At 63.6% G+C, this 26,708-nt stretch carries 18 protein-coding genes; 10 read left to right on the top strand and 8 right to left on the bottom strand.

Annotated features, from left to right (window positions below):
• Window positions 1-693: hypothetical protein (locus tag QNJ67_21535; protein ID MDJ0611570.1), on the top strand; the 693-nt coding region annotated here is incomplete at its 5' end.
• A 414-nt stretch (window positions 694-1,107) separates the two neighbouring features.
• Here the strand turns inward: QNJ67_21535 and ppk2 are convergent.
• From ppk2 to QNJ67_21550, 3 genes are all read right to left on the bottom strand, one after another.
• The gene (gene ppk2 / locus QNJ67_21540; GenBank protein MDJ0611571.1) at window positions 1,108-1,956 is read right to left on the bottom strand and encodes a polyphosphate kinase 2; all 849 of its coding nucleotides are present in this window, start codon (window positions 1,954-1,956) and stop codon (window positions 1,108-1,110) included.
• 317 nt (window positions 1,957-2,273) lie between these two features.
• Window positions 2,274-3,767: an inorganic phosphate transporter gene (locus tag QNJ67_21545; GenBank protein ID MDJ0611572.1), complete on the bottom strand. Its 1,494-nt coding sequence runs from the start codon at window positions 3,765-3,767 to the stop codon at window positions 2,274-2,276.
• A 52-nt stretch (window positions 3,768-3,819) separates the two neighbouring features.
• A complete protein-coding gene (locus tag QNJ67_21550; protein MDJ0611573.1) occupies window positions 3,820-4,473 on the bottom strand; it encodes a DUF47 family protein in 654 nt (217 codons plus the stop codon).
• A 386-nt stretch (window positions 4,474-4,859) separates the two neighbouring features.
• On the opposite strand from QNJ67_21550, the gene QNJ67_21555 reads away from it, so the two are divergent.
• From QNJ67_21555 to QNJ67_21575, 5 genes are all read left to right on the top strand, one after another.
• Entirely contained in the window at window positions 4,860-7,166 is a 2,307-nt protein-coding gene (locus QNJ67_21555) for a DUF3141 domain-containing protein (protein ID MDJ0611574.1), read from the top strand.
• A gap of 51 nt (window positions 7,167-7,217) precedes the next feature.
• Window positions 7,218-8,177, top strand: coding sequence for a phosphate acetyltransferase (locus tag QNJ67_21560; protein MDJ0611575.1), 960 nt, complete (start codon window positions 7,218-7,220; stop codon window positions 8,175-8,177).
• A 338-nt stretch (window positions 8,178-8,515) separates the two neighbouring features.
• The gene (locus QNJ67_21565; protein MDJ0611576.1) at window positions 8,516-10,687 is read left to right on the top strand and encodes a mechanosensitive ion channel family protein; all 2,172 of its coding nucleotides are present in this window, start codon (window positions 8,516-8,518) and stop codon (window positions 10,685-10,687) included.
• 195 nt (window positions 10,688-10,882) lie between these two features.
• On the top strand, window positions 10,883-11,734 hold the full coding sequence (locus QNJ67_21570; protein MDJ0611577.1) for an EF-hand domain-containing protein: 852 nt from the start codon (window positions 10,883-10,885) through the stop codon (window positions 11,732-11,734).
• 113 nt (window positions 11,735-11,847) lie between these two features.
• Window positions 11,848-12,876 carry a hypothetical protein gene (locus QNJ67_21575; protein MDJ0611578.1) on the top strand — a complete coding sequence of 343 codons (1,029 nt, stop codon included), beginning with the start codon at window positions 11,848-11,850 and terminating at the stop codon, window positions 12,874-12,876.
• Window positions 12,877-12,968: 92 nt separating this feature from the next.
• Here QNJ67_21575 and QNJ67_21580 read toward each other — a convergent pair whose 3' ends face one another.
• A complete protein-coding gene (locus QNJ67_21580; protein MDJ0611579.1) occupies window positions 12,969-16,106 on the bottom strand; it encodes a multidrug efflux RND transporter permease subunit in 3,138 nt (1,045 codons plus the stop codon).
• Window positions 16,107-16,124: 18 nt separating this feature from the next.
• The gene (locus QNJ67_21585; GenBank protein ID MDJ0611580.1) at window positions 16,125-17,423 is read right to left on the bottom strand and encodes an efflux RND transporter periplasmic adaptor subunit; all 1,299 of its coding nucleotides are present in this window, start codon (window positions 17,421-17,423) and stop codon (window positions 16,125-16,127) included.
• Between the two features lie 494 nt (window positions 17,424-17,917).
• Here QNJ67_21585 and QNJ67_21590 point away from each other — a divergent pair, with 494 nt between their 5' ends.
• The 3 genes from QNJ67_21590 to QNJ67_21600 all read left to right on the top strand — a co-directional run bounded on the left by QNJ67_21590 (window position 17,918) and on the right by QNJ67_21600 (window position 20,903).
• Window positions 17,918-18,487 (top strand): hemerythrin domain-containing protein, encoded by a 570-nt coding sequence (locus tag QNJ67_21590; protein MDJ0611581.1) that lies wholly within the window; start codon window positions 17,918-17,920, stop codon window positions 18,485-18,487.
• A gap of 139 nt (window positions 18,488-18,626) precedes the next feature.
• On the top strand, window positions 18,627-19,775 hold the full coding sequence (locus QNJ67_21595; GenBank protein MDJ0611582.1) for a CapA family protein: 1,149 nt from the start codon (window positions 18,627-18,629) through the stop codon (window positions 19,773-19,775).
• Window positions 19,776-19,862: 87 nt separating this feature from the next.
• A complete protein-coding gene (locus QNJ67_21600) occupies window positions 19,863-20,903 on the top strand; it encodes a CNNM domain-containing protein (GenBank protein MDJ0611583.1) in 1,041 nt (346 codons plus the stop codon).
• Window positions 20,904-20,937: 34 nt separating this feature from the next.
• Here the strand turns inward: QNJ67_21600 and QNJ67_21605 are convergent, their stop codons facing one another.
• From QNJ67_21605 to QNJ67_21615, 3 genes are all read right to left on the bottom strand, one after another.
• On the bottom strand, window positions 20,938-22,269 hold the full coding sequence (locus tag QNJ67_21605; GenBank protein MDJ0611584.1) for an MFS transporter: 1,332 nt from the start codon (window positions 22,267-22,269) through the stop codon (window positions 20,938-20,940).
• Window positions 22,266-23,018, bottom strand: a complete 753-nt coding sequence (locus tag QNJ67_21610) for a TerC family protein (GenBank protein ID MDJ0611585.1) — start codon at window positions 23,016-23,018, stop codon at window positions 22,266-22,268. The genes QNJ67_21605 and QNJ67_21610 overlap by 4 nt, the downstream gene beginning before the upstream one ends.
• A gap of 496 nt (window positions 23,019-23,514) precedes the next feature.
• On the bottom strand, window positions 23,515-23,733 hold the full coding sequence (locus tag QNJ67_21615; GenBank protein MDJ0611586.1) for a hypothetical protein: 219 nt from the start codon (window positions 23,731-23,733) through the stop codon (window positions 23,515-23,517).
• Window positions 23,734-24,142: 409 nt separating this feature from the next.
• Here QNJ67_21615 and QNJ67_21620 point away from each other — a divergent pair, with 409 nt between their 5' ends.
• Window positions 24,143-26,707 (top strand): DUF3772 domain-containing protein, encoded by a 2,565-nt coding sequence (locus tag QNJ67_21620; protein ID MDJ0611587.1) that lies wholly within the window; start codon window positions 24,143-24,145, stop codon window positions 26,705-26,707.
• Window position 26,708: the final 1 nt, after the last annotated feature.

Consider the following 26,708-nt stretch of genomic DNA (forward strand, 5'->3'; position numbering starts at 1 on the left):
ATGCATTTCCTCGAGCGCGAGCCCTGGCGCAGTTTGGCCCCCGGCGTCGCCTTGTCCTACGTCTTCCTGGACATCCTTCCCCATCTCTCAAAGAAGCAGCAAGCCCTCGAGTCCGTCGCGGGCGCGGATCTCGCCGGCTTTCTGCAGCACCACGTCTACCTGCTGGCGCTCGTGGGCTTCACCCTTTTCCTCGGCTTGGCGAAGGTCGGAAGCGAATCCGGCCGGGAGGAGGCCCAGAGCGAAGAGGAACGCCAGGACCGCTGGGTTCTCTATCTTCGCATACTGCCGCTCGCCATCTACGGCGCGCTGATCGGTTATCTCATCGGGGAGCAGCCCGACCACCGCTACGAACCGGTCATCATCTTCGCCCTGGCGATGGCGATCCACATGGCCGGAGTCGACCACGCGGTGCAGAAAAGCGTCCCTCGGCTCTACGACCGCTCGATTCGCTACCTGCTCGCCGGTGCTGTGCTGGCCGGTTGGCTATTGGGCGGTGTTACCAGCGTCTCGGACCTCGTCTTCGCGCTGACCTTCTCCCTCGTCGCCGGCGCAATCCTGATCGTCGCCTTTGTCTACGAACTACCGACTGTAACCGGTGGCAAGAGCTTCTTGTACTTTACCACCGGAATAGTCGGTTTCTCGGTCTTGCTGCTCCTCTACGAGGCACTGTCCGGGATTTCGCTGACCGCGTGAGTGTTTGCGCTGCGCACCATTTGGCCAAAGGGTCTTCGCGGCGGTCGTTAGCTCTTGGTCTCCTCTGGATCTTAATGGGGTTGGCCGTCGCTACAGGCACTATTTTTAAGCCTGTAACCGGGCGCTCATGGTCATGGGACCTGACGAAGGGCTCAGCTTTGCAAATCGAAACGACATAGCCGCGTACTTCGTGATCCGGGATGGCGAATAACTACTCGACCGGTACACACTGGCATTCGCACCGTGCGTCGAAGGGTAGGCCTGACTGGCCGGCGCAAGACGTTCGGCAAGCGACCCCTCGCCGAGGTACGTCCCTCCAGGTGAAGCCCGCAGGGCCAACCCCGATGGTCACCGGGCGGCCCTGGAGCGAATTTGAGCATTCGACTCGCTCCCTGGGCCGCCGGTAGGCCGCCTTCAGAACAGCTCGGGCACGCTGTGCGTGAACAGCACGTGATCCGGGATGTCCGGGCCGCGCTTGCGGCGCTTGGGCAGGGGCGGCAACTCGAAGGGCACCTTTTTGTAGGGGATCTGACTCAGCAGGTGGGAAATGCAGTTCAAGCGCGCCGAGCGCTTGTCGTCTGCCGCAACCTTGTACCAGGGCGCGTAGTCCGTGTCGGTCGCTTTAATCATGACGTCGTAGGCCTTGGTGTAGTCCCACCACCTGGCCCAGGATTCGAGGTCCATGGGACTCAGCTTCCAGTGCTTGCGCGGATCCGTGGCGCGGGACTTGAAGCGCTCTTCCTGGACCTCCTGGCTGACGTCAAAGAAGTACTTAATCAGGATGATGCCGTCCTCGATGATCTCCCGCTCGAACATGGGAGCAATGCGCAAAAAGCGTTCGTACTGATCGTCGGTGCAGAAGCCCATGACCCGCTCCACGCCGGCACGGTTGTACCAACTGCGGTCGAAGAGAGCGATCTCGCCAGCGGCGGGGAAGTGCGGCAGGTAGCGCTGCATATAGAGCTGGCTCTTTTCGCGCTCGGTCGGCGCCGGCAGGGCGACGACTCGAAAGACCCGGGGGCTGACCCGTTCGGTAATCCGCTTGATGACCCCGCCCTTGCCGGCCGCATCGCGGCCCTCGAACACGACGACGACCCGCAAGCCTTGCTTCACGACCCAGGACTGGAGCTTGCAGAGCTCGACCTGCAGACTCTCGAGCTCCTTGTCGAACTCCTTGGCGGATATCCTCTTCTTCGGCGCCTCGGACCCGGCCTCCGCCGTCTGCTCTTTGGTCTTCTTCTCTTTGCTCTTCTTTTTCGCCATGCTTCCACTTCCCCTTGGATCTGCCTGAAATTGTTCCATAACCCTCGCGGCAGGACCGAGTTCCTATTTCCGGAAATCCGGAATTTCCGGACCCCCCTGCGCCGCCGAGCCGAGAATAGACCGGCAGCACTATTCGGTGTCAAAAGATTTCCATTCCTCCCTTGATCCAGATCATGCCCCGATCCTCTTGCCGGGGGTGTATGTTGCATTGCAACAGAAGCGCCGCCCCACAACCTCTTCCAACCATAGGAACCAAACACATCGATTGTCCATAGATCCGGGATCGCCCGCGATGCTGACTTCGCCGCCGGATCGTCTCATTCTTCTTCGCTCGCGAGTTCTCGGAATAGATAGTCGTACGTCTCGGCGAGTTCCTTGTTGTACTCCTTGGTGCGTGGACTCGCGTCTTTGGCCTTCCAGTCCTCGGACAGTTCCCCGAGAGCCACCCGAAGCTGCCACTTGTGTTCGAATCGCCGACCGGCCAGGGCTTCAACGGCCTTCAGTCTTGTTGGCCCCAGGTAATTTCGATCCAACTCGGCAAGACCTTCCGGGGTGACCGCCATTGCATAGATCTCGGCCGAGGCGATCACCTGCTTTTCGTCCTCTGCCGAGAGCTTCGCGCGTTCGCGCAGCGCGTCCCTGAAGGCGGTCGCGGAGACAAGCTCCTGCCCGCGCAAGTCCTCGAACGGCTTGGTCGCGAGTCCAGCACCCGCGAGACGTTCGATCACGGCGTCGGAGAGCTGATAGCGGATCGCCTTATAGACTTGCTGCTGAAAGACGTTCTGTAGAAAGAAGAGAAAGAAGAAGCTGATCGCAGCGGCGATGATTGGCGTCATGACCCAGCCAGAGCCGATGTTCGCCAAGACGCGCCATTTGATCTGCCGGGCCCCTGCCAGGCCATAGGTCAAGCCGATCCCAATCACAGCGCCGATCACCGCCTGCGAGCTCGACACCGGGATCAAGGGATAGGGCGGAAAACCGAGGCTGACAACGAAACTCAACAGCTCGTTGGAAGAGAAGATGAACAGCACGAGCGACTGGGCCATCACCACGACCCAGGCGCCGACCGGGTCGACCGGCATGATGCTGTCGCCCACCGTCATCATGACTGGCTTGGAATAGAACACGCCGACGGCGATCGCGAGGCCGCCGATCAAGAACAGCTGTTGGATCGACGTGAGCGTGAAGAGACCTCCGACATCCACGTCCTCGAAGGGCGAGGAGGACACGAAGACCCCCATCACGTTTCCGATGTTATTCGCACCGAGGCTGTAAGCTCCGAAGGCCCCGGTCAGCAGCAGTGCCATGCGAGTCAGGACATCCAAGCGAACCATGTGGATCTTTGCCCACCGCAATAGCGCAACCGTGGCCTTGTAGAGCAGTGCCGCGAAGATCGCGCCAAGTATCGGGCAAATGACCCAGGTCCCGACGATCTTCGTGAGGCTCTGCATGTCGGTGAGAAAGCCGCCGAAGAGATTCCAGCCTATGATGCCGCCGACCACGGCCTGCGTGGTCGACACCGGCAGGCCGAGCTTGGTCATGCCGTAGACCGTTACCGCCGCAGAGAGCGCCACCATGAAAGAGCCGGCCAGCGCGTTTACCGCGCCCAGTTTGCCCAGTCCATGGGCCGCCCCTGCACCGCCGATCACGGCGCCCAAGACGACGAAGACCGCGCATATCACCGCCGCCGTTAGGAAGGTGATCATCCGGCTCCCAACGGCGGTCCCGAAGATGTTAGCCGCGTCGTTTGAGCCAAGCGACCATCCCAGGAACAAACCACTGGAAAGGAAAAGAAAAACGACGATTTCCATGATCTAACCCCACACCGTCAGCTCACCCCGACCAAGAGATAAGGCGCGCGGTTCAAAGCGATCGCTTTACGGCGAAAATCGCCATGCGGTCTCCGACATCGTTAGCCTTCGAAGCAATCTGGCGGAAACTTACGATCCAGTCGCCCAGTTGCCGCTTTCTCTCCAACGGCAGGTCCGAGTCAAACACGCGAACCCCCAGTTGCAGGCTAAGGGTCGTCGCCTCTTCCTCGTAAAAGCCGATCTTTTGAGTGTGATTCCTTACGGCGCGCGGATCCTTGAAATAGGTGCGAGCGCCTTCCACCATGGCCTCTACTGACTTCACAACGTTGGCGACGATAATCTTGGTGTCGTCGTTCACATCCTTCGGAACTTCCGGACGCTCGATCGCGAGCCCGACAACGAGGCGAACACAGTCGTCCAGCACGTTGTCGATCTCGTCCAAGAGGGTGAGTATGTCGCCCCTCGTATCGGGCATAAGCATTTGTGTGTACATTACGTTTGCAATTTCCCGACGGAGCTCATCCGCGCGTGACTCTATTTCACGAATTTGCTTAAGCCTCTGCTCTAGATGCTCATCGGCTCCTTGGTCGACGTAATGCATGAGCGTCTGCTCGAGAACCAACATGGAATCTGCCACTCTGTCGAGGTAGTCGTCGATTCCGCTGATCAAGAGGCTGGTTCTCTGAAACGGCAGCACGTTGACCATTTTCTTCCTCCTCAGTTCAACAAATCTCAATAATTCAATTTATTAAAGCGATGTTCTCGATTGTTGCATTAAGACATTTATGCGCCATAACTCTGAAGACACGATCCTTCCCCACGTCCGGCAACAGCCCGTTGTTGTTGTCTAACCCCGAACCACCGACCCCTGAACCACCGACCCGTCCTGGATTCTCGGGTATCTCGAAGCTACCCGGCCGCTGATGGGCGAAACCTAGAGTAGCTGGCTCCGCCAGCGGGTGTCACAAAATTTTCATCCCTCCCTTGATCCAGATCATGTCTCGATCCGCTTGCCGGGGGTGTATGTTGCATTGCAACAGAAGCGCCGCGGTGGTACTTCAACGACAGTTCATCGGGTTCGGGAGCAAGGGCATGCCCAAGCAAAAGCTAGACGGTCAGGAGAATCGCGCAGGACAAGGTTTGGACGCCGGATTCGAGTCGCCCTGGCTGTCATTCTGGAATTACACCGTCGATAACTGGCAGCGCAACATCCTGTTCTGGGATGTCCTGCGGCAACGCGGCAACCAGTACCTGGAACATGCGTCGAAACCCGTCCAGCACGTATTGGCCTACGATTTCGAGCTGGTCATGGACGGGCGCGATCAGCCGCGTCCCTGCAACTACGGTCTGGTGCGGATCAAGGCCCCCAAAGGCGTCACGGTCGACGACACCAAGCGCCCTTTCATCGTCGTCGATCCGCGCGCGGGCCATGGTCCCGGCATCGGCGGCTTCAAGCCGGACAGCCAGGTCGGCGCCATCCTGAACGCCGGCCACCCGTGCTACTTCATCGGCTTCCTGACCGATCCCATGCCGGGCCAGACGATCGAGGACGTCGGCCGCGCCGAGCTCGCCTTTATCGAAGAGGTCGCGGCACGCCACCCGGAGGCCGACGGCAAGCCCTGCGTGATCGCAAACTGCCAGGCCGGCTGGGCCATGATCATGCTGGCTGCCTTGGCCCCGGACTCGGTCGGGCCACTGCTGGTTGCCGGTTCGCCTCTATCCTACTGGGCCGGCGTGCGCGGCAAGAACCCCATGCGCTACGTCGGCGGCCTGTTGGGCGGCACCTGGCTTACCAGCATGATGAACGACCTCGGCAACGGCATCTTCGACGGCGCCTACCTGGTCCAGAATATGGAGAACCTGAAGCCGGCGAATACGCTGTGGACCAAGCAGTACAATGTCTGGTCGAAGATCGATACCGAGGTGCCGCGCTACCTGGAGTTCGAACGCTGGTGGGGCGGACACGTCCTGCTGACCGCGGAGGAGATGCAGTTCATCACCGACGAGCTCTTCGTCGGCAACAAGCTGATGCGCGGCGAGATCCAGACCTCCGACGGCGTGGCCATCGATCCCCGCAACATCAAGTCCCCGATCATCATTTTCTGTTCGCACGGCGATAACATCACGCCGCCGCAGCAGGCGCTGGGCTGGATCCTGGACCTCTACAACGACGTAGACGAGATCCGCGCATACGGCCAGACGATCATCTACGCGCTGCATCACGACATCGGACACCTGGGAATCTTCGTGTCGAGCCGCGTCGGCCGGAAGGAGCACGACCAGTTCACCCAGAACATGGACCTGATCGACGTGCTGCCGCCTGGCCTCTACGAGGCTGTGGTGCGCGAGAAGACGGAAGAGGATCAGAACCGCGATCTGGCCTACGGCGACTACATCGTCACCTTCGAGAAGAGGACTCTGGACGATATCTGGGCGTTGGGCGATAAGGACAAAGAAGATGACCGCGCCTTTGAGGCTGTGGCGCGCGTCTCCGACATCAACCAGGGCCTCTACCGCCAGTTCGTCTCGCCCTGGTTGCGCGCCAGCGTGACCGAAGAAAGCGCCGAATGGTTGCGCACCTTGAACCCAGCCCGCCTGCAGTACACGCTGTTCTCCGACAGCAATCCCTGGATGGCGTGGACCAAGGCGGCCGCTGAGAGCGTCCGGACCTACCGGCAGCCGGCGAAAGACGATAACCCCTTCCGTGCTTTCGAGAAGCAGATGTCGAACAGCATCGTGGCGAGCCTGGATAACTTCGGCGAGCTGCGGGACCAGTTGCAGGAGCAGCTATTCTTCTCGATCTACGGTTCAGACCTGCTCCAGGCCCTCGTCGGCCTGAAATCGAGCGGCGCCGAGCACCAGCGGCGCGGCGCTCCACGCGACCCCGCCCATGAGGCCCTGGTCCACAAAAAGATCAAGGACTTGAAGCAGCGTATTGCTTCGGGCGGCAAGCGCGAGGCCGCCATTCGCTCGCTGATCTTTGCGGGACTGCCGGAAGGCCGGATCGACGAGCGGGGCTTCGAGGCCCTGCGGCGAATACACGAGCAGACCCCCGAGCGCGAGCAGTTGTCGCTGGTCGAGTTCAAGCAGCTGGTGCGCGACCAGTTCCTCATGCTGCTGCTGGACGAGGACGCGGCATTGGAAGCTCTGCCGAAGCTCCTGCCGGGCGACGCCGGCGCGCGGCGCGATATTTTCGACAAGGTAACCAGCGTATCGACCGCCGCCGGTCAGCCGAGCCCGACGCGGCAAAGCCAGCTGCGCCAGTTGGCCGAGCGCTTTGGCCTCGAGGGAGAGGGGACCGACGGCGCGTCCCCCAAGGCGGCGGCGTCCAGAGTCGAGAAGCCGACCGCCACGGCACGGCCGAGACAACGCCGCGCGGCGCCGCGCGCCCGAAGCTGACGCGTCCGGCCCAACCGCAGCAACCAAAGGTTAGCCCAGGGAGCATCCACCATGACTGATGCCGCTTCGAACGAGCATCGCAAGGGCGAGAAGTACGAGCGGCTGATCGCTCGGACCAAGTCCATACAGCCCGTTCCGACCATCGTGGTCCACCCCTGTGACCGGAGCTCACTGGAGGGCGTGATCGAAGCCACCAAGGCCGAGATCATCGAACCGCTCCTAGTCGGCCCCAGGGCACGCATCGAAGCGGCCGCCGCCGAGAATGACCTGGACATCTCGGGCTTCGAGATCGTCGACGAGGCGCACAGTCATGCCGCCGCGGCCCGGGGTATCACACTTCTGAAGGAGGCCCGTGGCGAGGTTCTCATGAAGGGCAGCCTGCATACCGATGAGCTGATGAGCGCGGTCATGCAGAAGGATGCGGGCATGCGCACCGCAAGGCGGATCAGCCACGTCTTCGGCATGGACGTAGCGACCTATCCGAAGCCCTTGTTCATCACCGATGCGGCGATCAATATTTTTCCCGATCTCGAGGCTAAGCGGGACATCATCCAGAACGCGATCGACCTCGTGGCAGGGCTCGCGGTGAAAGAGCCACGCGTGGCGATTCTTTCGGCGGTCGAGACCGTGACGCCCCGGATTCCCTCCACCATCGAAGCGGCCGCGCTCTGCAAGATGGCGGAACGAGGCCAGATCACCGGAGGCATTCTCGACGGCCCGCTCGCCATGGATAACGCAATCAGCCCGGACGCCGCCCGGATCAAGCAGATCGACTCCCCGGTTGCCGGGCAGGCCGACATCCTCGTTACGCCCGACCTCGAAGCCGGCAACATGCTGGTCAAGAACCTGACCTTCCTCTCCGGGGCCTACGCGGCCGGGATCGTACTCGGCGCCCGGGTCCCGATCGTCCTGACCAGCCGCGCGGACTCGACCCAAACGCGCCTCGCCTCCTGCGCCGTGGGGGCGCTCTACGCCGAGGCGATCAGGATCGGCAAGCCGGTTCAGGTATGAGGATTTCTCTTTAACACATTGCTTTTCCATTATTTGTTGGCAAGAAAGTAAGGTGATCTGCCCTCGGCCCTTCTCGGATCGCTTGATCTCAGCAAGATGGGGGACCTGTAAAGTTGTCGTGATCCGGCGCTCGGGATAGGCTGCGCTGTCAAGAGCCGCGGGTTGGATCGCGGCCGCCAAGAGCCGGGGGAGGCTTGAACATGCATAGTCGAGACTCGGCGGCAGGGCCGGCGTTGCGAGCGCTTGCCCTTGTTCTCGCTTTGCTCCTGCTCCCCGCGACTGGCGGATGGGCCGCCGAGACCCTAGCCGCCGAGCCGGCACCCGTCCTACCCGAGCAATTGACCGAGACCGAGGTGCGGGACCTCGTCTCCCGCCTGTCCGACGATGATGTGCGCGCGCTGCTCATTGACCAGCTGGACAAGGTGGCGCAGGCGCAGGCCGCCAGCGGCGACGGGGCCTCCGAGACCAGCCTGGACGACAGCCTCGCAGCCCTCTACCGGCGCTCGACCTTGATGGCGGAGGCACTGCCCGAGGTCGTTGAGCTGGGGGGCTTCGTGATCGGCAAGATCACGGCCGACCAGCCCAGCGGCTACATCTGGTCGGTATTAGCTTTCATGGCCGCCATCTTCATCGGCGCCGCCGTCGTCGAATGGCTGTTCCGTCGGCTCTTCAGGCGTCTTCGTGGAACCAAGTTCAGCAGCGAATTCCGCGGCTCTCTGGACCAGTTCTGCGTTGCCATGCTGGACCTCCTGACCAACCTCGTCGCGATCGGCGTCTTCGCGCTGGCCGCCGTTGTCATCTTCTTCGCGCTCTACGATCGCCACGAGCCGACCAATGCGGCGATTACGGCGATCTTCTGGGGCGTGATCCTGATCCGGGTCATCACCGCCGTCACCCGGACCCTCCTCTCCCCCGACGATCCGGCGCGGCGCCTGCTTCCGCTAGCCGACGGCACGGCACGGGTCGCATTCCATCGGATCGTCGCCATTGCGTCGATGATCGTCGTGGTCCTCAAGCTGTTCGATCTGCTCCGGCAGTACCAGCTGCCGGAAGGACCGATGCTGGCCGTCGTCATGACACTCAGCCTCGCGGTCATGCTCGCCATCATCGCTATTGTCTGGCGCGACCGTGAGACCGTCGCGGCGGCCATCCTGCCTGACGACGCCGGCCCGGCGAGCCGCGCCAGGGAAGTGCTGGCGGCCAACTGGCACATCCTGGCCAGCTGCTATTTCCTCGGACTTTGGCTCCTTGCGGTGGTTACCGGTTTGCTGACGGGCGAGTCCCAGCGGCTGGCATTCATGGTGAGCTTCTGTCTGCTGCCGGGGTTGCCGCTGGTCGATTGGCTCGCGCGCCGAGGCATCCAGCGGCTCTGCGGGGCTTCTGCCTCGGAACCAGACGAGGGCGCCACGCCCGAGGCCGCGGCTGAGAGCGGAACCGAACCGGAGCAAGCACCGAAGGCTCCGCAAGGAACGGCCGGAGAGGCCTTCGAGCCGGTGCTGGTCCGCAATATGCGGGTGATCCTGGGGCTTCTGGTGGTGGTCCTGATGGCGAACGTCTGGGGCTTCGACCTGCACGATGTCGCCGCGGCGAGCATGAGCCAGCGGGTCGCCGACGCGCTCTTCGAGATCGTCGTCACGGTCATCCTGGCCTGGGCCATCTGGGGCTTCGTCAAGACCGCGATCACCTACTACGCCCCGCAGGAGGCCATCGACGTGGAACAGATGGTCGAGGGCGAGGCGGGCGGCACCGGGCTGACCCGCGCCCAGACCCTCCTGCCGCTGCTCCGCAAGTTCATCCTGGTCACCTTGGTCGTGATCGTCACCCTGGTCGTGCTTTCCTCGCTGGGGGTCAGCATCGGCCCCCTCATCGCCGGCGCCGGCGTGGTCGGCCTGGCCATCGGCTTCGGCGCGCAGACCCTGGTCCGGGACGTGATTTCCGGCGCCTTCTTCCTGGCGGACGACGCCTTTCGTATCGGCGAGTACATCGATGTCGGGATCGCCAAGGGCATGGTCGAGCGCATCTCGGTGCGCTCCTTCCGCCTGCGCCACCACAACGGGCCGATCAACACGATCCCCTTCGGCGAAGTGCAGAAGGTGATGAACTACAGCCGAGACTGGGTGCTGATGAAGCTCGAGATGCGCGTTCCGTCGGACACCAACCTGGAGAAGCTGCGCAAGGTCGTGAAGAAGGTCGGGCAGCAATTGATGGAGGACCCGGATTTCGGTCCCAACCTGCTGCAGCCGGTCAAGTCCCAGGGCGTCAACCGCATGGACGACGACGGCGCCTTCGTGATCCGTGTCAAGTTCATGTGCAAACCCGGCGAGCAGTTCGTCTTGCGGCGCGAGGTCTTCAGACGCGTCCAGGAGGCCTTTGCCGAGAACGGGATCAGGTTTGCGCCGAAGCGCGTGATGGTGGATTCGGGGGCAGAGGAGCCGGAACAGCAGGTCGCCCTCGCCGCGGTCGCAGCCGAACGTCCCGCTGGGGCCAAGGTGCAGAGCGATGCGCGCTAGAGCGGATCATGTTTTGACGGAAACGCTTCGCGTTTCCGTCAAAACATGTGAATCCGCTCGATCTCAACTCGTTAGAGCAGATTCACCGGGTTTGATGGATCGCCTCTGGCGATTCAGTGAAACCTGGATCTGCTCTGGCCCTGATCAGCGCTCGGTTCTTTCCGCGTTCAATCTTCTGGATTTGGAGGTCGCTTGATGTCGAAGGTCATTCTTGGGATCGCGGGTGCCGCAGCCGTGGCGGGATGGGCTCTCGCCGGGGTCGTCTTCGTTCAGAACGGCAGTCTGAGCGACGAGCTCGAGGCGAGCGAAGCGAACCGAAGCAAGCTGGCGCAAGAGCTTGGATCGGCCCAGGCCAAGCTTGACGAGTACATCAAGTCGAGCGGCGCGCTCGATGCCATCGGCGGCAAGTTGAGCACCGCCGAGCAACAGGTCGCCCAATTCGAGAACCAGCTCAAGGCGGCCCGGGAAACCTACGCGGAACTGACCAAGCAGACCCAGACCAGCCGGAGCGAGCTCGCCACCGTGGAGACACGCCTGGCGGAACAGGAGGCGAAAGCGGCCCGGGTCGAGCGGGACCTGGAACGGGCGGAAGACCGTCTCAAGACCCTGCGCGCGGAGGCGGACGGGCTGCGCCAGGAGATCGAGATCTCTCAAGGCCAGGCCTCGAACATAGGGGGCACTGCGTCCCAAGGTAGCGCGCCCACGCAGCAGGCAGCGGCGCCGACAAAGGTGGACAGGCTGACCCAGGCCAAGGAACGCTTTCAACTCGTCGACCAGAACGGCGACGGCCGGATTGACGAGTTCGAGTACCGCTTCGCCAGCGTCCAGCTTCTAGGCCTGATCGACGTCAACGCGGACGGCTACGTCATGATCGACGAGACCGTGCTCAGCCCCGAGGCCTTCAAGCGTCTCGACCAGGACGGCGATGGGAGGATCTCGGATATCGAGTTCAACGACGCGCGGGTGTTCCGGGAGATCGACACGAAGGGCAAGGGCTATATCACGATGGAGGACTTCCTCGAGTTCATGAAAGTCGGCCAGCAGTAACACCGGCCGACAGGCCGGGCTTTAGAGCAGATCCGGGTTTGACTGAATCGCCAGAGGCAATCCAGGGCGATGAGAGGGAAAGCAAGCCACGAAGGTAAGCGGGAGAGACGACCATGAGCGCATACAGGGCAGTCGCCTGCCTGGGACTGGCCGTGGCCTGGATCGGGCTCGCGCCGCCGCTACTTGCCAAGTCCTTGTCGTTCGATGAAGTCGTCCAGCTCATGGGCTACAGTGACGAACAGAAGAAGGCCCTCATCAGGGGCGAGATCGTCGCGACCGACCTGGAGCGGACGCGCGAAGATCAGCTCTATGCAGCCGTGGGCACCCGTCTGGATGAACCCCTTGCGGACTTGGCCGAGAACGCGCGGAACGGGGTCAACATCGAGAGCGATCCGGGGACGGAAGCCTTCGGCGTGCTCAGCCCGGAGGGTTACCGCGAAGAGCTCGCGGCGGTCGTCTTTCCCGAATCCGCGAGAAGGGAAATCAACCGGCTCCTGCGAGTCCGGGCGGACGGCACCTTCAATCTCTCGAAGCCGGAGGTCGACGCGCTCCGCGCCGCCCTCAAGGACGTCAAGCCTGGCGACGCGGGGGCCGCGGCGGCGGTCTCCAAGGCTTACCAGGACGTGCTCGCCGGGCGGGTCGAGGCCTATCTCGCCAAGGGCCTGAGCGGCATCGCCGATTACGACCACGGCGGCGACAGGCTGAAGCCGGCCGACCAGCTGCAGATGATCGAGCAGCGGTCCGAAGAGTTTTTCGAACAGTACTATCCGGAATTCGGCCGGGCGGTGGCCGAGTACCCGAAGGGCCAGCCAGATTCCATCTCCAATCGCCTCTATTGGATCAGGCGGGACGTGGAGGGCCGGCCCGCCTTCGTCCTGGCGCATCAAATGGTCCAGGAGGGCGAGGATTTTGTGCTGCTGAGCCAGCGGCAGTTCTTCGTCGGCCATACCTACCAATCCCTGCAGGCCTACGCCCTGCTGCTGCCACTGGAGAACGGCAGCGCGCTGTTCTTTTTCAACAGCGCCTTCACCGACAAGGTGGCCGGCCTGTTCAGCGGCGTGGCCCAATCGGTCGGCCAGGGGCGCCTGAGGCGGGATCTTCAGAAGTACATCGAAGGGGTCAGGGAAGAGTCCCAGCAGTAAGCCGCGGCCGGGCCGAGAGAAAGCCGGAGAGTCGGATTACAAGCGGATGATTTTCATGAATTTTTTACGGCACACCAGCGAGGGCAAGCTCCCTACTCTGCCGGCTCTTTGGCCGCGGCCTGTTCCGGCCTGCGCCCGATGCGCTCGCCCAACCCCTGCATGACCCGGTAGAAGACCGGGGTGAACAGCAGCGACATGATGGTTGCCGCAATCATGCCGCCGATCACCGCCGTGCCCACGGCCTGGCGGCTGGCGGCGCCGGCCCCGGTAGCCACGACCAGGGGCATGAAGCCGGCGATCGACGAGATCGCCGTCATCAGGATCGGCCGGAAGCGCAGTTTGGCGGCCTCCACGGCGGCCTCGACAATGCCGAGCCCCTTCTCCCGTTCGGCCCGGGCGAACTCGACGATCAGGATCGCGTTCTTGCTGGCCAGGCCGATCAGGAGGACGATGCCGATCTGGGTGTAGACGTTGTTGTCGAACTCGCGGGCGATCAGCGCGGCGAGCGTGCCCAAGACGGCAAGGGGAACGACCAGGATAACGGCGGCCGGACTCGTCCAGCTCTCGTACTGCGCCGCCAGCACCAGGAAGACGAGCAGGATCGCCAGCGCAAAGATGATGATCGCCTCGTTGCCGACCTGCTTCTCCTGGAACGACACGCCGGTCCACTCGAAACCCATGGAGGGCGGCAGCTTGGCCGTCGCCATGTTTTCCATCAACTGGAGCGCCTGGCCCGAGCTGAAGCCCGGCGCCGCCGCGCCGGTGATCGACGCGGCGGGGTAGAGGTTATAGCGCAGGATGGTCTGCGGGCCGGTCACGAAGTCGACGTCCACCAGGGTGCCGATAGGAACCATCTGGCCGGCGCTGTTGCGCACCTCGAGCTGTCGGATATCGCTCGGCTGCAATCGAAAGCGGTGGTCGGCCTGAACCTTGACCTGCCAGGTCCGGCCAAAACGGTTGAAGTCGTTGACATAGGCCGAGCCCAGATAAGCCTGGAGCGTGCCGAAGACCTCGTCCAGGGAAATCCCCAGCGTCTTCGCCTTGACGCGGTCCACCTCGGCGAAGAGCTGCGGCACGCCGGCCCGGAAGGTCGTGTTGAGGTTGGTGAGGCCCGACTGGGCATTGCCGTCGGCGATCAACTCTCGCGTCGCCTTCTCGAGCTCGTTCAAGCCGATACCGCCGCGGTCCTGAAGCTGGAACTGGAAACCGCCGGCGACGCCGAGGCCGCTGATCGCCGGCGGCGGGAAGGCGAAGGCAATGGCCTCCTGAATAGAGAACAGCTTGCCCTGCAGGTTTGCCAGGATCGCCTCCTGGCTCAAGCTGGGATCGGTCCGTTCTTCCCAGGGATCCATGGTGACGAAGATGATCGCGGCGTTGGAGGCGTTGGTTCCGTCAATCAGAGAGAAGCCGCCGAGGGAAACCCAGTTCGCAACGCCGGGCATGGTCTCGAGCATACCGTCGATCTGTTTCAGGACCTGCTGTGTCCGCCCCAGGGAGGCGCCGTCGGGAAGCTGGACGCTCGCCATGACATAGCCCTGATCCTCCTCGGGCAGGAACCCCGTCGGTATCTGGCCGAACTGCCAGCCTGTCAGACCGAGAAGGCCGAGGAACAGCAGCATCACGAAGGCCGCGCGCCGGAGCAGAATTTTCGACAGCGACGTGTAGCCCATGCCGAGCTTGTCGAAGACCTTGTCGAAGCCCCGGAAGAAGGCGTTCTTCTTCTCCTTCGGCGGCCGCAGCAGCAGCGCCGAGAGCGCCGGGCTCATGGTCAGCGCGTTGATCGTACTGAACACCGTCGCGACGGCGATGGTCAGGGCGAACTGCCGGTACATCTCGCCGGTGATGCCCGGCAGAAAGGCGGCCGGCACGAAGACCGCCAAGAGCACCAGGGTCGTGGCGACCACAGCGCCGGAGACCTCCGACATCGCCTTGATCGCGGCTTCTCTCGCCGTCATGCCCTTTTCGATGTGCACGGAGGTCGCCTCGACGATGACGATGGCATCGTCGACCACGACCCCGATCGCCAGCACCAGCCCGAAGAGGGTCAGCATGTTGAGGGAGAAGCCCAAGGCGCCCATCACCGCGAGGGTGCCGATCAGGGAGACCGGGATAGCCACGGCGGGCACCAGCGTCGCGCGCCAGTCCTGGAGGAAGATGAACAGAACCAGGAAGACCAGTGCGGCGGCCTGAAACAGCGTTACGAAGACCTCGTCGATCGAGGCCTCGACGAAGAGCGTGGTGTCGTAGGGGATCGTGTACTCGAGGCCGGCAGGGAAGAGAGCCGAGAGCTCCTCCATGGTCGCCCGCACTTCCTGCGCCACCTGAAGGGCGTTCGCCCCCGGCAGCTGATAGATCAAGACACTGGAGGACGGCGCTCCGCTCAGGCTCGAAGTCAGGTTGTAGTTCTGGCCGCCGAGCTCGATCCTCGCGACGTCTTTCAGACGGACGATCCGGCCGTCTTCTGAGGTCTTGACGATGATCTCATCGAACTGGCTGATATCGGACAGGCGCCCCAGGACGTTGACCGACAGCTGAAGGGTCTGCGAATCGGGCGCCGGCGGCTGGCCGATCTGTCCTGCGGCGACCTGCGCGTTCTGCTCGCGGATCGCGCCGACCACCTCTGCGGTCGTGATGCCGAGCGAGCGGAGCCGCTGCGGATCCAGCCAGATCCGCATGCTGTAGTCGCTCGACGGAAAGATCGTGACCTCGCCGATGCCGTCGATCCGGGCCAACCGGTCGCGCAGCTGCAGGGTCGCGTAGTTGCTGAGGAAGAGCTCGTCGTAGCGGCCGTCGGGTGAAACCAGCGAGATCAAGAGGACGATGTTGGTCGACTTCTTCTTGGTGTTGATGCCCTCGCGCTTCACTTCCTCGGGCAAGCGGGGCTCTGCGAGCGAGACCCGGTTCTGGGTCAGGATCTGGGCGAGATCCAGGTCCGTGCCGACCTCGAAGGTCACAGTAAGGTTGTAGGAGCCGTCGCTGGCGCTGGTCGAGGACATGTAGATCATGCGCTCGACGCCGTTCACTTCCTGCTCGATCGGCGCGGCCACCGTCTCCGCAATGACGCTGGCGCTGGCGCCCGGATAGACGGCACTGACCTCGACCGTCGGCGGTGTGATCTCGGGATATTGGGCAATCGGCAAGGTCCCGAGGGTCACCAGCCCCGCGATGACGATGACGATCGACACCACGCTCGAGAAGATCGGCCGTTCGATGAAGAACTTGGAGAACATCCGCGCAGCCCCGTCCGACTAGTCGGTTGCCGCGCCAGCGGCAGTCTCGGCGTCGTCGGCGCTCTCAGCGCCGGCCTCGGCATCGACTTCCTGCGCGCTTTCCTTCGGCGGCTCGGGTTCCCTATTAGCCTGGATTGCCGCCTCGATCGCGGGCGCCGACAGGCTCTTCATGTCGATCACCTCGGGCTCGACCTCGAGCCCCTCGCGCGCCCGCTGCAGACCGACCACCACCACGCGCTCGTCCGCCTCGATGCCCTCCTCGACGACGCGCAGGCCGTCGACCAGTTGCCCCAAGGTCACGTTGCGCTTCTCGACAACGTTCTCGTCATTGACCACCAGGAGATACTGCCCGGATTGATCGAAACCGACCGCCCGTTCGGTGACCAGAGGCATGTCGGGTCGCGTGGCGATCGGCAGGCGTATGCGGGCAAAGAGACCCGGCAGCAAGATCGGCTGCTTGCCCGGATTCTCGAACACGCCGCGGACCCGGAGCGTTCCCGTGTTGGGATCGACCTGGGATTCGGCGAAATCCGTTTGGCCGATGTGCGGGTAGCCGCTCTCGGTCGCCAGTCCGAGTTCGAGAGGAGTCGCCTCCCGCTTGCCGGCGCGCCCCTCGTCGGCGTCCGTGGATCGGCTCATCGCCATGACCCGCAGAAGGTCGCGCTCGTTAATGTCGAAGAAAACGTACATCGGGTTGAAGGTCGTGATGTCGGTCAGGATCGTCGCCTCGCCCCTGCCGACGAGGTTGCCGACGTCGATCAGGTTGCGCCCGACCCGGCCGGAGATCGGCGCGGTCACCTGCGTGTAGCCGAGATTGATCTGGTCGCGGGTCAGGTTGGCCTTGCGGACCAGCACCTCGGCCTTCGCCGCAAGGAAATCGGCCCGGGCTTCGTCCACCTTGGCCTGCGAGATGTTGCCTCGCTTGAGCAGCCTCTCCGAGCGCTCCAGCGTCTTCGCCGTCTCGACCTGGCGGGCCTCGGCGCGCGCGAGCTCCGCCTCGGCCGCCTTGACCAGGGCCTCGTACTCGACCGGATCGATGGTGAACAGCAGGTCGCCCTGGTTGACCGGTGTGCCCGGCTCGAAATGGACGCGCTGGAGGACGCCGGGGACCCGGGCCGGCACCTCGACCCGGGCATAGGCCGAGGTCGTGCCGGTGAACTCCAAGTACTCCGTCACCTCGGTCACCAGGGGCTTGGCCACCGTGACCGCGGGCGCGGGCGGCGCGACGTAGGTATTCTGCTCTTCGCAGGCGAAGAGCAGGAACGAGGCCGTGGCCACGCCGAGAGCCCCCAGCCGCGCGCGTCGAACGCAACCCATGTCCCCTCCCATGCTTCAACGGACCGGGCGGCAGCTTTGCCCGCCCCGCCCACAATCCTCATACCGGAGAGACTTGTAGCACAAGGGCGGCGGCGGGGGGTGGTGGCAAATGCATGCGCGGCGCAACTTTTTGGGCCGTCGGCCGCTCCCGGGCCTGGAGTCCGAGACCCTGGTTCAACCGTCTGATCTGGTTGAGTTTCGAAACTGGCCGGAGCGGCCGTTGAAGCCGGTCTTGCGCCCGACCTAGAATCGGGTTCATGGCGATTCTCGGCCTCATCTTCCAGCCATATGTTTTTACTAGAGAATCACGGGTTTGGGTCGTGACCACGGCCCGGTAGGCGCGGGCCGTTCTTGATCTGGATCATTCATGCCGGGACGCCGGTGCGTAAGCTTAAGTTCGGACGGTGCCGAGCCGGCCGAGGGAGAGGCGCCAGGACCTTGCCCCCGGCGGCGCATATCCCTGCACCGGCGGCAGACGAGGGAGATGAGAGAAGATGGCGGAAGTCCTGCGAAGGCTCGGCGAGGAGCACGCGAACCTCGCCCGTTTGTTGAACGCGATGGAGCACCAGCTGGAGATTTTCGACCGCGGTGAGCAGCCCGACTACGACGTGCTCACGGCGGCCGCCGAGTACTTCACGGAGTTCCCCGACCGCTGCCACCATCCAAAGGAAGACCTGATCTTCCGCAGGCTGCGAGAGAAGGATCCGGCCGCCGCCGAGGCGATCGGGGACCTGGAAGGCGAGCACAGTGAGATCAGCGAGAACGTGCATCGCTTCCGGGAAGCGGTCGCGCGCGTGCGGGACGAGGTCGAGGTCCCGAGGAGCGCCTTCGACGCGGCGATGCGCAACTTCATCGACGACCTGCGCCGGCACATGAAGATGGAGCAGGAACATTTTTTCCCGACGGCGCGCGCGGTTCTGGACGAGGCGGACTGGGCCGACATTGATCGCCAGGTGACCGACGAGGACGACCCGCTGTTCGGCGCCAAGGCCGCGGGGAAGTACGAGAGCCTGCTCCAGGATATCCTGGCATGGGAGAGAGAGGACGAAGCGGCGGGACGGTGACGCGGTCGCGGCCGGCGCAGCCTCGCAACGCGGGGCGGCCGGGCCCTTTCTCGCCGGGCTGCGGCGAAGGCGTCTTCTGCGGCTGTCGGGCGCTCCCGCCCTCGCCGGCTTGTCGAACCCACTGTCCCCGGCGGCGGCCTTGGTAAAGCCCGAACCGGAAATCGGCGCGTCCCCGGCCGACCGGAACGCCGTCACCCTCTTCCTCTGCGGCGACGTGATGACCGGGCGCGGCATCGACCAGGTGCTGCCCCACCCGGGCGACTCGCGGATCTGCGAGCGCTACCTCACCTCGGCCGAGGCCTATGTCGCGCTCGCCGAGAAGGCCAACGGCCCGATCGATCGGCCGTTGGGCTTCGCCGGCATCTGGGGCGAAGCCCTGCCCGAGCTGTCGCGGCGCGCGCCCGACCTGCGGATCGTCAACCTCGAGACCAGCATTACCAAAAGCGAAGACTGCACGGACAAGGGCATCAGCTACCGTATGAGCCCAGACAACCTTCCCTGCCTCACGGCGGCCGGGATCGACTGCTGCGTGCTGGCGAACAACCACGTGCTGGACTGGGGCCGCGCGGGGCTGATCGAGACCCTGGAGACCCTGGAGGCGGCCGGGATCTGCACCGCCGGCGCGGGCCGCGACGCGCGCGAGGCGCGCAGGCCGGCAATCCTCGAGGTGGCGGACAAGCGCCGCGTTCTGGTCTTCTCCTTCGGCGCTGAGACCGGCGGCGTTCCCCGGGACTGGTCTGCGGCCGATGACCGGCCGGGCGTCAACTACTTGGACGACCTCTCGACGAGTGCCGCCGAAGCCATCGCGGTCCAGGTCAGGGCGGCGAAGCGGACCCGGGATATCGCAATTGTCTCGATCCACTGGGGCGGCAACTGGGGCTACGAGATTCCGAGCGCGCAGCGCGCGTTCGCCCGGCGCCTGATCGACGACGCCAGCGTCGACCTGGTCTACGGCCACTCGTCGCACCACCCCAAGGGCGTCGAGGTCTACAAGGATCGCCCGATCTTCTACGGCTGCGGCGACTTCCTGAACGACTACGAGGGCATCCGCGGCTACGAGCAGTTCCGGGACGATCTGGTCCTCATGTACTTCCCGAGCCTTGCCCCGGAGACGGGCGCGTTGCTCCGCTGCGAGATGGTCCCGCTCCAGATCAGGAACCTCCGGCTCAATCGCCCCTCGCCGAAGGACGCCCGCTGGCTGCGGGATCTGATGAACCGCGAAGGCGAGAGGCTAGGAACCGGCGTCGAGGTGATGGAAGACGATACGCTCCGGCTCACCTGGCAGTGATTCGGAAGCGCGATGTCATGAGACCGATCGAGAGCTGATATCAGGGTTGCACCCTAAGCTTCTATAAAAGCGGAGGAAGCGCCAGCCATGACGACCCCTTCGACGTTGGATCTGCTCACCTGGGCGGGAATCGTACTGTGCCTGAGCCAGGCTGGCATGTTCTCCGGATTGAACCTCGCCGTCTTTTGCGTCGGCCGCATGAGGCTCGAGATCGAGGCCACGCTCGGCGATCCACAGGCTTTGAAGGTGCTTGCTCTCAGGCGCGATCCCAATCTCACCCTGACGACCATCCTCTGGGGCAACGTGGCGGTCAACGTTCTGCTCACGCTGCTGTCGGATTCCGTCCTGACCGGCGTCTCGGCTTTCCTGTTCTCGACCTTCGCGATCACGATCTTCGGCGAAATCCTGCCCCAGGCTTACTGCTCCAACCACGCCATGCGCATCGTTTCCGCACTGACGCCCGTGTTGAGAGCCTATGGAGTCCTGCTCTATCCCCTCGCCAAGCCCTCGGCTGCCGTGCTCAACCGGTGGCTCGGGCGGCAGGGGGTGCGTCTCTACCGCGAGCGCGAGATGCGCGAGCTGATCCACAAACACTTCGAAGCCGAGGGCGCCGAGATCCAACGACTCGAGGGACTGGGCGCCCTCAACTTCCTCGCTCTGGACGACCTCAGGGTCTCCGAGGAAGGCGAGATCCTCGACCCGAGAAGCGTGATCAGCCTGCCGCTCGAGAACGGCCTCCCCGTCTTCCCCGCGATCCGCGCAACGGCCACCGATCCCTTCCTCAAACAGATCGACCGTTCCGGCCGCAAGTGGATCGTCGTCACGGACCTGTCGAACGAACCCCAGTTCGTCTTGAACTCCGACGCCTTTCTCCGCGGTGCGCTCTTCGCGCCAGCCAGCTTTCGGCCCCTCGCCCACTGCCACCGGCCGATCATCGTGCGCGATCCCGGGCGGCGCCTCGGCGACGTCATCGGGCTCTTGAAGGTTCACCCCGACGGTCCCGGCGACAATGTCATCGATAACGACGTCATCCTCGTCTGGGGACGGGAAAAGCGCGTGATCACTGGCGCCGACATCCTCGGCCGCTTGATGAGCGGAATCGCCTCCGTCGAAGCGCCTGCTCGCTAGGGGCAGCCCGCCGATCAGTCAAGCGCGGTCCACGTCACCGTGCAGCATCCTCCCCGTCGTCGGGCGATTTTGGAATCTTCTCGGCTCCCGACTGCGTAGGCTCGGCGTTGGCGGCGGTTGTATCCAAATCGGTCTGGGATGATTCGTGCGACAAGGGGTCGACTGTCGAGACGGTCTGCGCGACCCGAATCGAGTCCGCGAAGGCGACGCGCTCTTCTTCCGATGCGGGACCTCTTCTGCGCATGCGGTAGATGACGAAAACCACGATCAAGACGTGAACGGCAGCCGTGTAGGTGAACAGAGTTCCCACGCCCATAAAGCGCATGGTGGTCGAGGCCAAGAGAGGGCCGAGTACCGCGCCGATGCCGAAGACCAAGAGCAGGCCGCCCGCCGCTTCGAGAAAGCCTTTCGGCTCGACAAAATCGTTCATGTGAGCGACCGAGAGCGAGTACATGGGGAAAGCGAAGAGGCCGAACAGGAAAATGAAGACGAAGATCGCCCAGTCCCAGAAGGGATTGAAGACGGTCATCCCGACCCCGGCGAGCGCGGCGCCGAACGCCGCGAGGACGATCACCTTGCGGCGGTCCATTCTGTCGGACAGCCGTCCGAGCGGCCATTGTCCGAGGGCGCCCGCGATCACCGCCACGCTCATGAAGAGCGCGACCCGGGCCGTGCTCGAGTCCTCCGTCTGCGCGAAGACTGGTGCCAGCGACCAGAAGGCGCCGTTGGCGAGCCCGACGGCAAAACACCCCATGACGCCGACCGGCGAGAGCTTGTAGAGGTAGGCGAAGCGGATCCTGACCGCCTCGATCGGCGCCGGCGCTTGAGCCGTCGTTAGGGCGATCGGAACAGCCGCCAAGGAAACCAGGATAGAAGCCAGGGAAAACAGCGGGAAGCTCCAAGGGTCATCCAACATCAGCATCAACTGACCTATGGTGATGACCGTCAAGTTGATGATCGTATAGATCGAGAAGATCAGTCCTCGGTTCTCGTTGGTGGACCGCTCGTTGAGCCAGCTCTCGATCACCATGTAGAGCACGGCGAAACAGAAACCCGTGGTCATCCGCAGAATCCACCACGCGTAGGCGTCGACCACGAGCGCGTGCAGCAAGGCGACCGACGACGCGATGGCGACCATGGCCGCGAAGCTCCGGATGTGCCCGGCACGCCTTACGACGTGGGGCCCAAGAAGACAGCCGGCGGCGAACCCGACGAAGTACGAGGAACCGAGCACGCCAATGTCCAGGGCGCTGAACTCCTCGAGGCTAGCCCGAACTGGAAGCAGCGTGCCCTGCAACCCGTTGCCCATGAGAAGCAGAGCTACGCTGACAAGAAGCGCTGCGACAGGTGCCACTGCGGCGGTCATGTCTCGACCTCGCTTCTCTTTCTTCGTCTGGCCCGGCGCGCGAGGATGTTAAGCCCTTCCACCAGAGCCGAGAACGCCATCGCGGCGTAGATGTAGCCCTTCGGCACGTGAACGCCGAAACCCTCGGCGATCAAAGTCGTCCCGATCAACAGCAGAAAGCCCAAGGCCAGCATCACGACCGTCGGATTGGCGTGGATGAAATCTGCCAAGGGCTCTGCCGCAAGCAACATCGCAAGGACAGCCGCGATGACGGCCACCACCATGATCGGTACGTGGGGTGTCATGCCGACGGCCGTGATGATGCTATCGATCGAAAATACCAGGTCCAGGGCCAGGATCTGAACCACCGTTCCCGAGAAGCTGACCGACACCGCGCCCGGCGCGAAAACGGTGTCCGACGGATCCGGATCCACGCTGTGGTGGATCTCTTTCGTTGCCTTCCATACCAGGAATAGCCCGCCGACGATCAGGATCATGTCCCGCCAGGAAAACGCCTGCTCGAACAACGTGAAGATCGGCTCGGTGAGCTGGATGATGAAGGTGACCATGCCCAGGAGTCCCAGCCTGAGAACAAGCGCCGCCATGATGCCCATGCGCCGTGCACGCCTGCGCTGCCCCTCCGGAAGCTTGTTGGATAGGATCGATATGAAGATCAGATTGTCGATGCCGAGCACGACCTCCATGACGATCAGCGTCGCGAGAGCAACCCATGCTGTCGGATCGGCCATCAGTGACGCGAGACTTTCCATGATCTGAAATCTCCGGAATTCCTGTGCGGTCGGAAATCTAAGCTTATGCTGACGTTCGCTTCGCCGGGGCTGGAGCCCGGGAAAGCGGTCTTGGGCTCGTCACGAACTGACAAGTCAGGATCGGCTACGCTCCGCTGATCCGGCTTCACTGGGCGTCGGCGATGCCTGTCGAAGCACGCAGAGAGAAAACCTCTGCCGTTGGGCGGAGCCTCAAGTGCGCGAAAGGTCTTTGGCCCGCTGCGTGATAATCGATCTTGGTGCTATCGCCCTGAAGCCGATTCCCTTCGACCGGCCAAAGCAGACCCCTGCCCCTGGCCGCTATCACCGCAACCAAGGCTGCAATCGATATCATTCCTCCAAGAAGGCCCCAAAGTGCGGCAAGTCTCCGTCACTCTCCATTCGTCCATTGTTCGACTAGCGCCAGGCAGCGCCATTCGAGAGCCGGCCCCTCTTTTTTTTCGTGCTGGGCTTCTGCCAGGCGACCTGCGCCTCCCTCTCAGCATTCCGTCGGCGCATCCCGTGGCCCGAGCGACGCATATTGCCATGAGCGCTTCAGCCCCTTGGCCGCCTCGTCATGTGTTTCGAACACGCCCAGCTGGCGCCGTTCGCGGCGCCCGTCCACGGTAACCAAGTAGGCGCTCACGCTCCAAGTATCGGCCTTATTCTTCTCGACCACGATCGCCACGCGCTGTGGCGTGTCCAGTGTGAGTTCCATCGAATCCTGTTCTCCTTGGGATCTCTCTTCAGGCTGGCACGTGGGTGCTATGCCCTCGCCGGTTGCTTCATTGCTCTTGATAACAGCTCAATGTGACCGCGCTGCCACTTTCCGCACGCCTTCAGCCGCTCACCCCACAACGGGCGTCTGGGATTTGTCTGATCGTGATATATATGCAAGATCGCTCTATAGACAAATTTTTTTTGCTATAGCGATATTTTTTATGTATGCGTCACGCCGCCTGAAACGCCGGGCAGAGCCAGAAACACCACAGGGGCCTATTCCCCGGCCCCAGGCCGCGGGGTCTATGACGACTCCTCTTGCCTGGACTCGGACTTGCGTCGTGGGATCTTGATACCAGCTTCTTTGGTTCTCTGATGGGTATTCCGGCGAGTGGGAGACCGATACAATGCTGCGCGCCTTGCTGATTCCAGTCCTGCTGGCCGCTCTTCTGGCGACAGACCTCCCGGCCTTCGCCCAGACCGCGCAGGATCCCGCCCCGGCCGCTCAAGCCGCCGTGGCCAAGAACACGCCCGGCACAACTGCGGATAGGCCCGCGGCAAGCCCCGCCGAGGAGGCCGCCGCGAAGCAACTCGAGCGCTGGAGCCGCGTCCTCGACCGGGCCGAAGCGCAGATCGCGGAGGGGATTCGATCGCTTGCCCTGCTCGGCAGCCTCGAGCAGAGGGTCGACAAGGTGCGCAAGGAGGTCGACGAGGCCCGGCGGCCCCTGGGGCTGGAGGTCGAGCGAATCGCCGGCCTCATCGACGCGCTGGGCCCGCCACCGCAGGAGGGTGAGCCGCCAGAGTCGGCGGAGGTCACTGCGCAGCGCAGCGCACTGGACCAGCAGAAAAGCGTCCCCGAAGGCCGGCTGAAGACGCTCAATGTCCTCTTTCAGCGGACCAATCTGCTCGACGGTGCCATCGCCGAAGCGCGGGTCGACTTACTCAAGGCGCAGCTTCTCGTACGCACACCATCGCTGCTTTCCGCCGACACCTGGGGGAGCGCCGCGGGCGAGTTCGTCGAGCTGGGCGCGCGGATCTTGGCCTCGCCCACGGTGTGGTATCAGTCGCCGGAGGTGAACGAAAAGGTCGGCGCGGCTTACCTTGCATTCGCGACCCTCGCCGTGCTGGCCGCGGCGGTCCTCGGCTGGTATCTGCGGCGCTGGTTGTCGCTGAGTTTCGGCCGCCGGCCAGGTGTCGAGGAGCCGAGCTACCGCATGCGCGTCTTCGCCGCGCTCGCCGAGGCGACGGCAATGACCGCCATCCCCATCCTGGTCGTCGTGGTCGCCTACGGTGTGCTCGCCGGCCGTGGGCTCTTGTTCGGTTTGTTCCAGGATATCATGCAGGGAATCCTGGCCGCTGTGATCTGGGTGAGCGCGCTGCGCGGCTTGCCCCGCGCGATGCTGTCCCCCTCAATGCCGCATTGGCGGCTCCTCCGGGTCGGCGACCTTGCGGCGCGCCTTTGGTCTCGCCGGGCCTTCGAACTCGCTGTGATCATCGGCGTCGATCAGCTGATCACCTATCCCTTTCGGAATCTCGATCCCTCGCTGACGCTACAATACACGTACTATTTCGTCGCCGACGGCGCTCTCGCTGCGGTGTTCCTGGCAATCGTTTTCGACAGACGGCTTTGGCGGACCCCCGAGCAGGAAGCGCGAGCCATCCGGGCCGGCCAGCCGTCGAGCCCAGCGCTGGACGATTCGGCACAGCGGAGCTCTTGGTGGCTTGCCGGCCGCGTGCTGGTTGGGACGCTCGCGCTGGCGATTCCGATCACAGGGCTCGCCGGCTACGGCGTTCTCTCCGAACACATCGCGTCGCGACTGACCGCGAGCGCAGGCATTTTCCTGGTCGCCCTGGTTCTCCACGGATTGGCGCGCGATGTCGTCGCCGTCTTCACGCGCGAGGACGAGAGGCCGCCGGACCCGGGCGAGAAGGCCAACCCGATCTACGTCTGGTCGGTGCTGCTTCTCGACATCGGCCTGGTCGTCACGCTGGTCTCCTTCCTGGTGCCACTCTGGGGCGGCCGCTGGGAGAACATCTTCGAGCGCATCGCCTGGGCGATGACCGGGTTCACGATAGGCGGGCGCAGCTTCTCGCTGACCGACGTCCTCTTCGGCATCGTCGTCTTCATCATCCTCCTCGCCCTCATCCGCTTCATTCAGCGCTTCCTGGACGTGCGCGTCCTGCAGCAGACGCGCATGGACGCGGGCGTGCGCAACGCGGTCAATACCGGGATCGGCTATGCCGGCGTGTTGATTGCGGCGCTGATCGCCATCGATACCGCGGGCATCGATCTCTCTGGACTCGCCCTTATCGCAGGCGCGCTGTCGGTGGGTATTGGCTTCGGCATGCAGAGCGTGGTCAGCAACTTCGTCTCGGGTCTGATCCTGCTGGTCGAGCGACCGATCCAGGTGGGCGACTGGATCGTGGTCGGCCAGGACCAGGGCTACGTCAAACGCATCAGCGTGCGCAGCACCCAGATCCAGACCTTCTCCAACGCCTCGGTAATCGTCCCGAACTCCGAGCTCATCGCCGGCCGGGTGACGAACTGGATGTACAAGGACCGATCCGGTCGCGTGGAGATACCGATCGGCGTGGCCTATGGATCGGACACGGCGAAGGTCCGTGAACTGCTGCTCCAGTGCGCCAAGTCGCACAGCAGCGTCAGCGCCCGGCCGCAGCCCAACGTCATGTTTATGGACTTCGGCGACAGCGCGCTACTCTTCCAGTTGCGATTCTACATTCGTGACATGGACAACTACCTGTCGGTAGCAAGCGACCTGCGGTTCGCCATCGACGCCGCCTTCCGGGAAGCCGGCATCGTGATCCCCTTCCCGCAGCGCGATGTGCACGTTATTCCGGCAAGCGGGCCAACGGATGTGGCCGAGGCAGAGCCGCCGTCAAGCCAGGTGCTGTCCATGCCCACGAGCCCGCGCACGAAAGAGAGCGCCGAAGGCCAGGACGGCAAGAAGTAGG

The sequence above is a fragment of the Kiloniellales bacterium genome (assembly GCA_030064845.1).
Classification (GTDB): Bacteria; Pseudomonadota; Alphaproteobacteria; order Kiloniellales; family JAKSDN01; genus JASJEC01.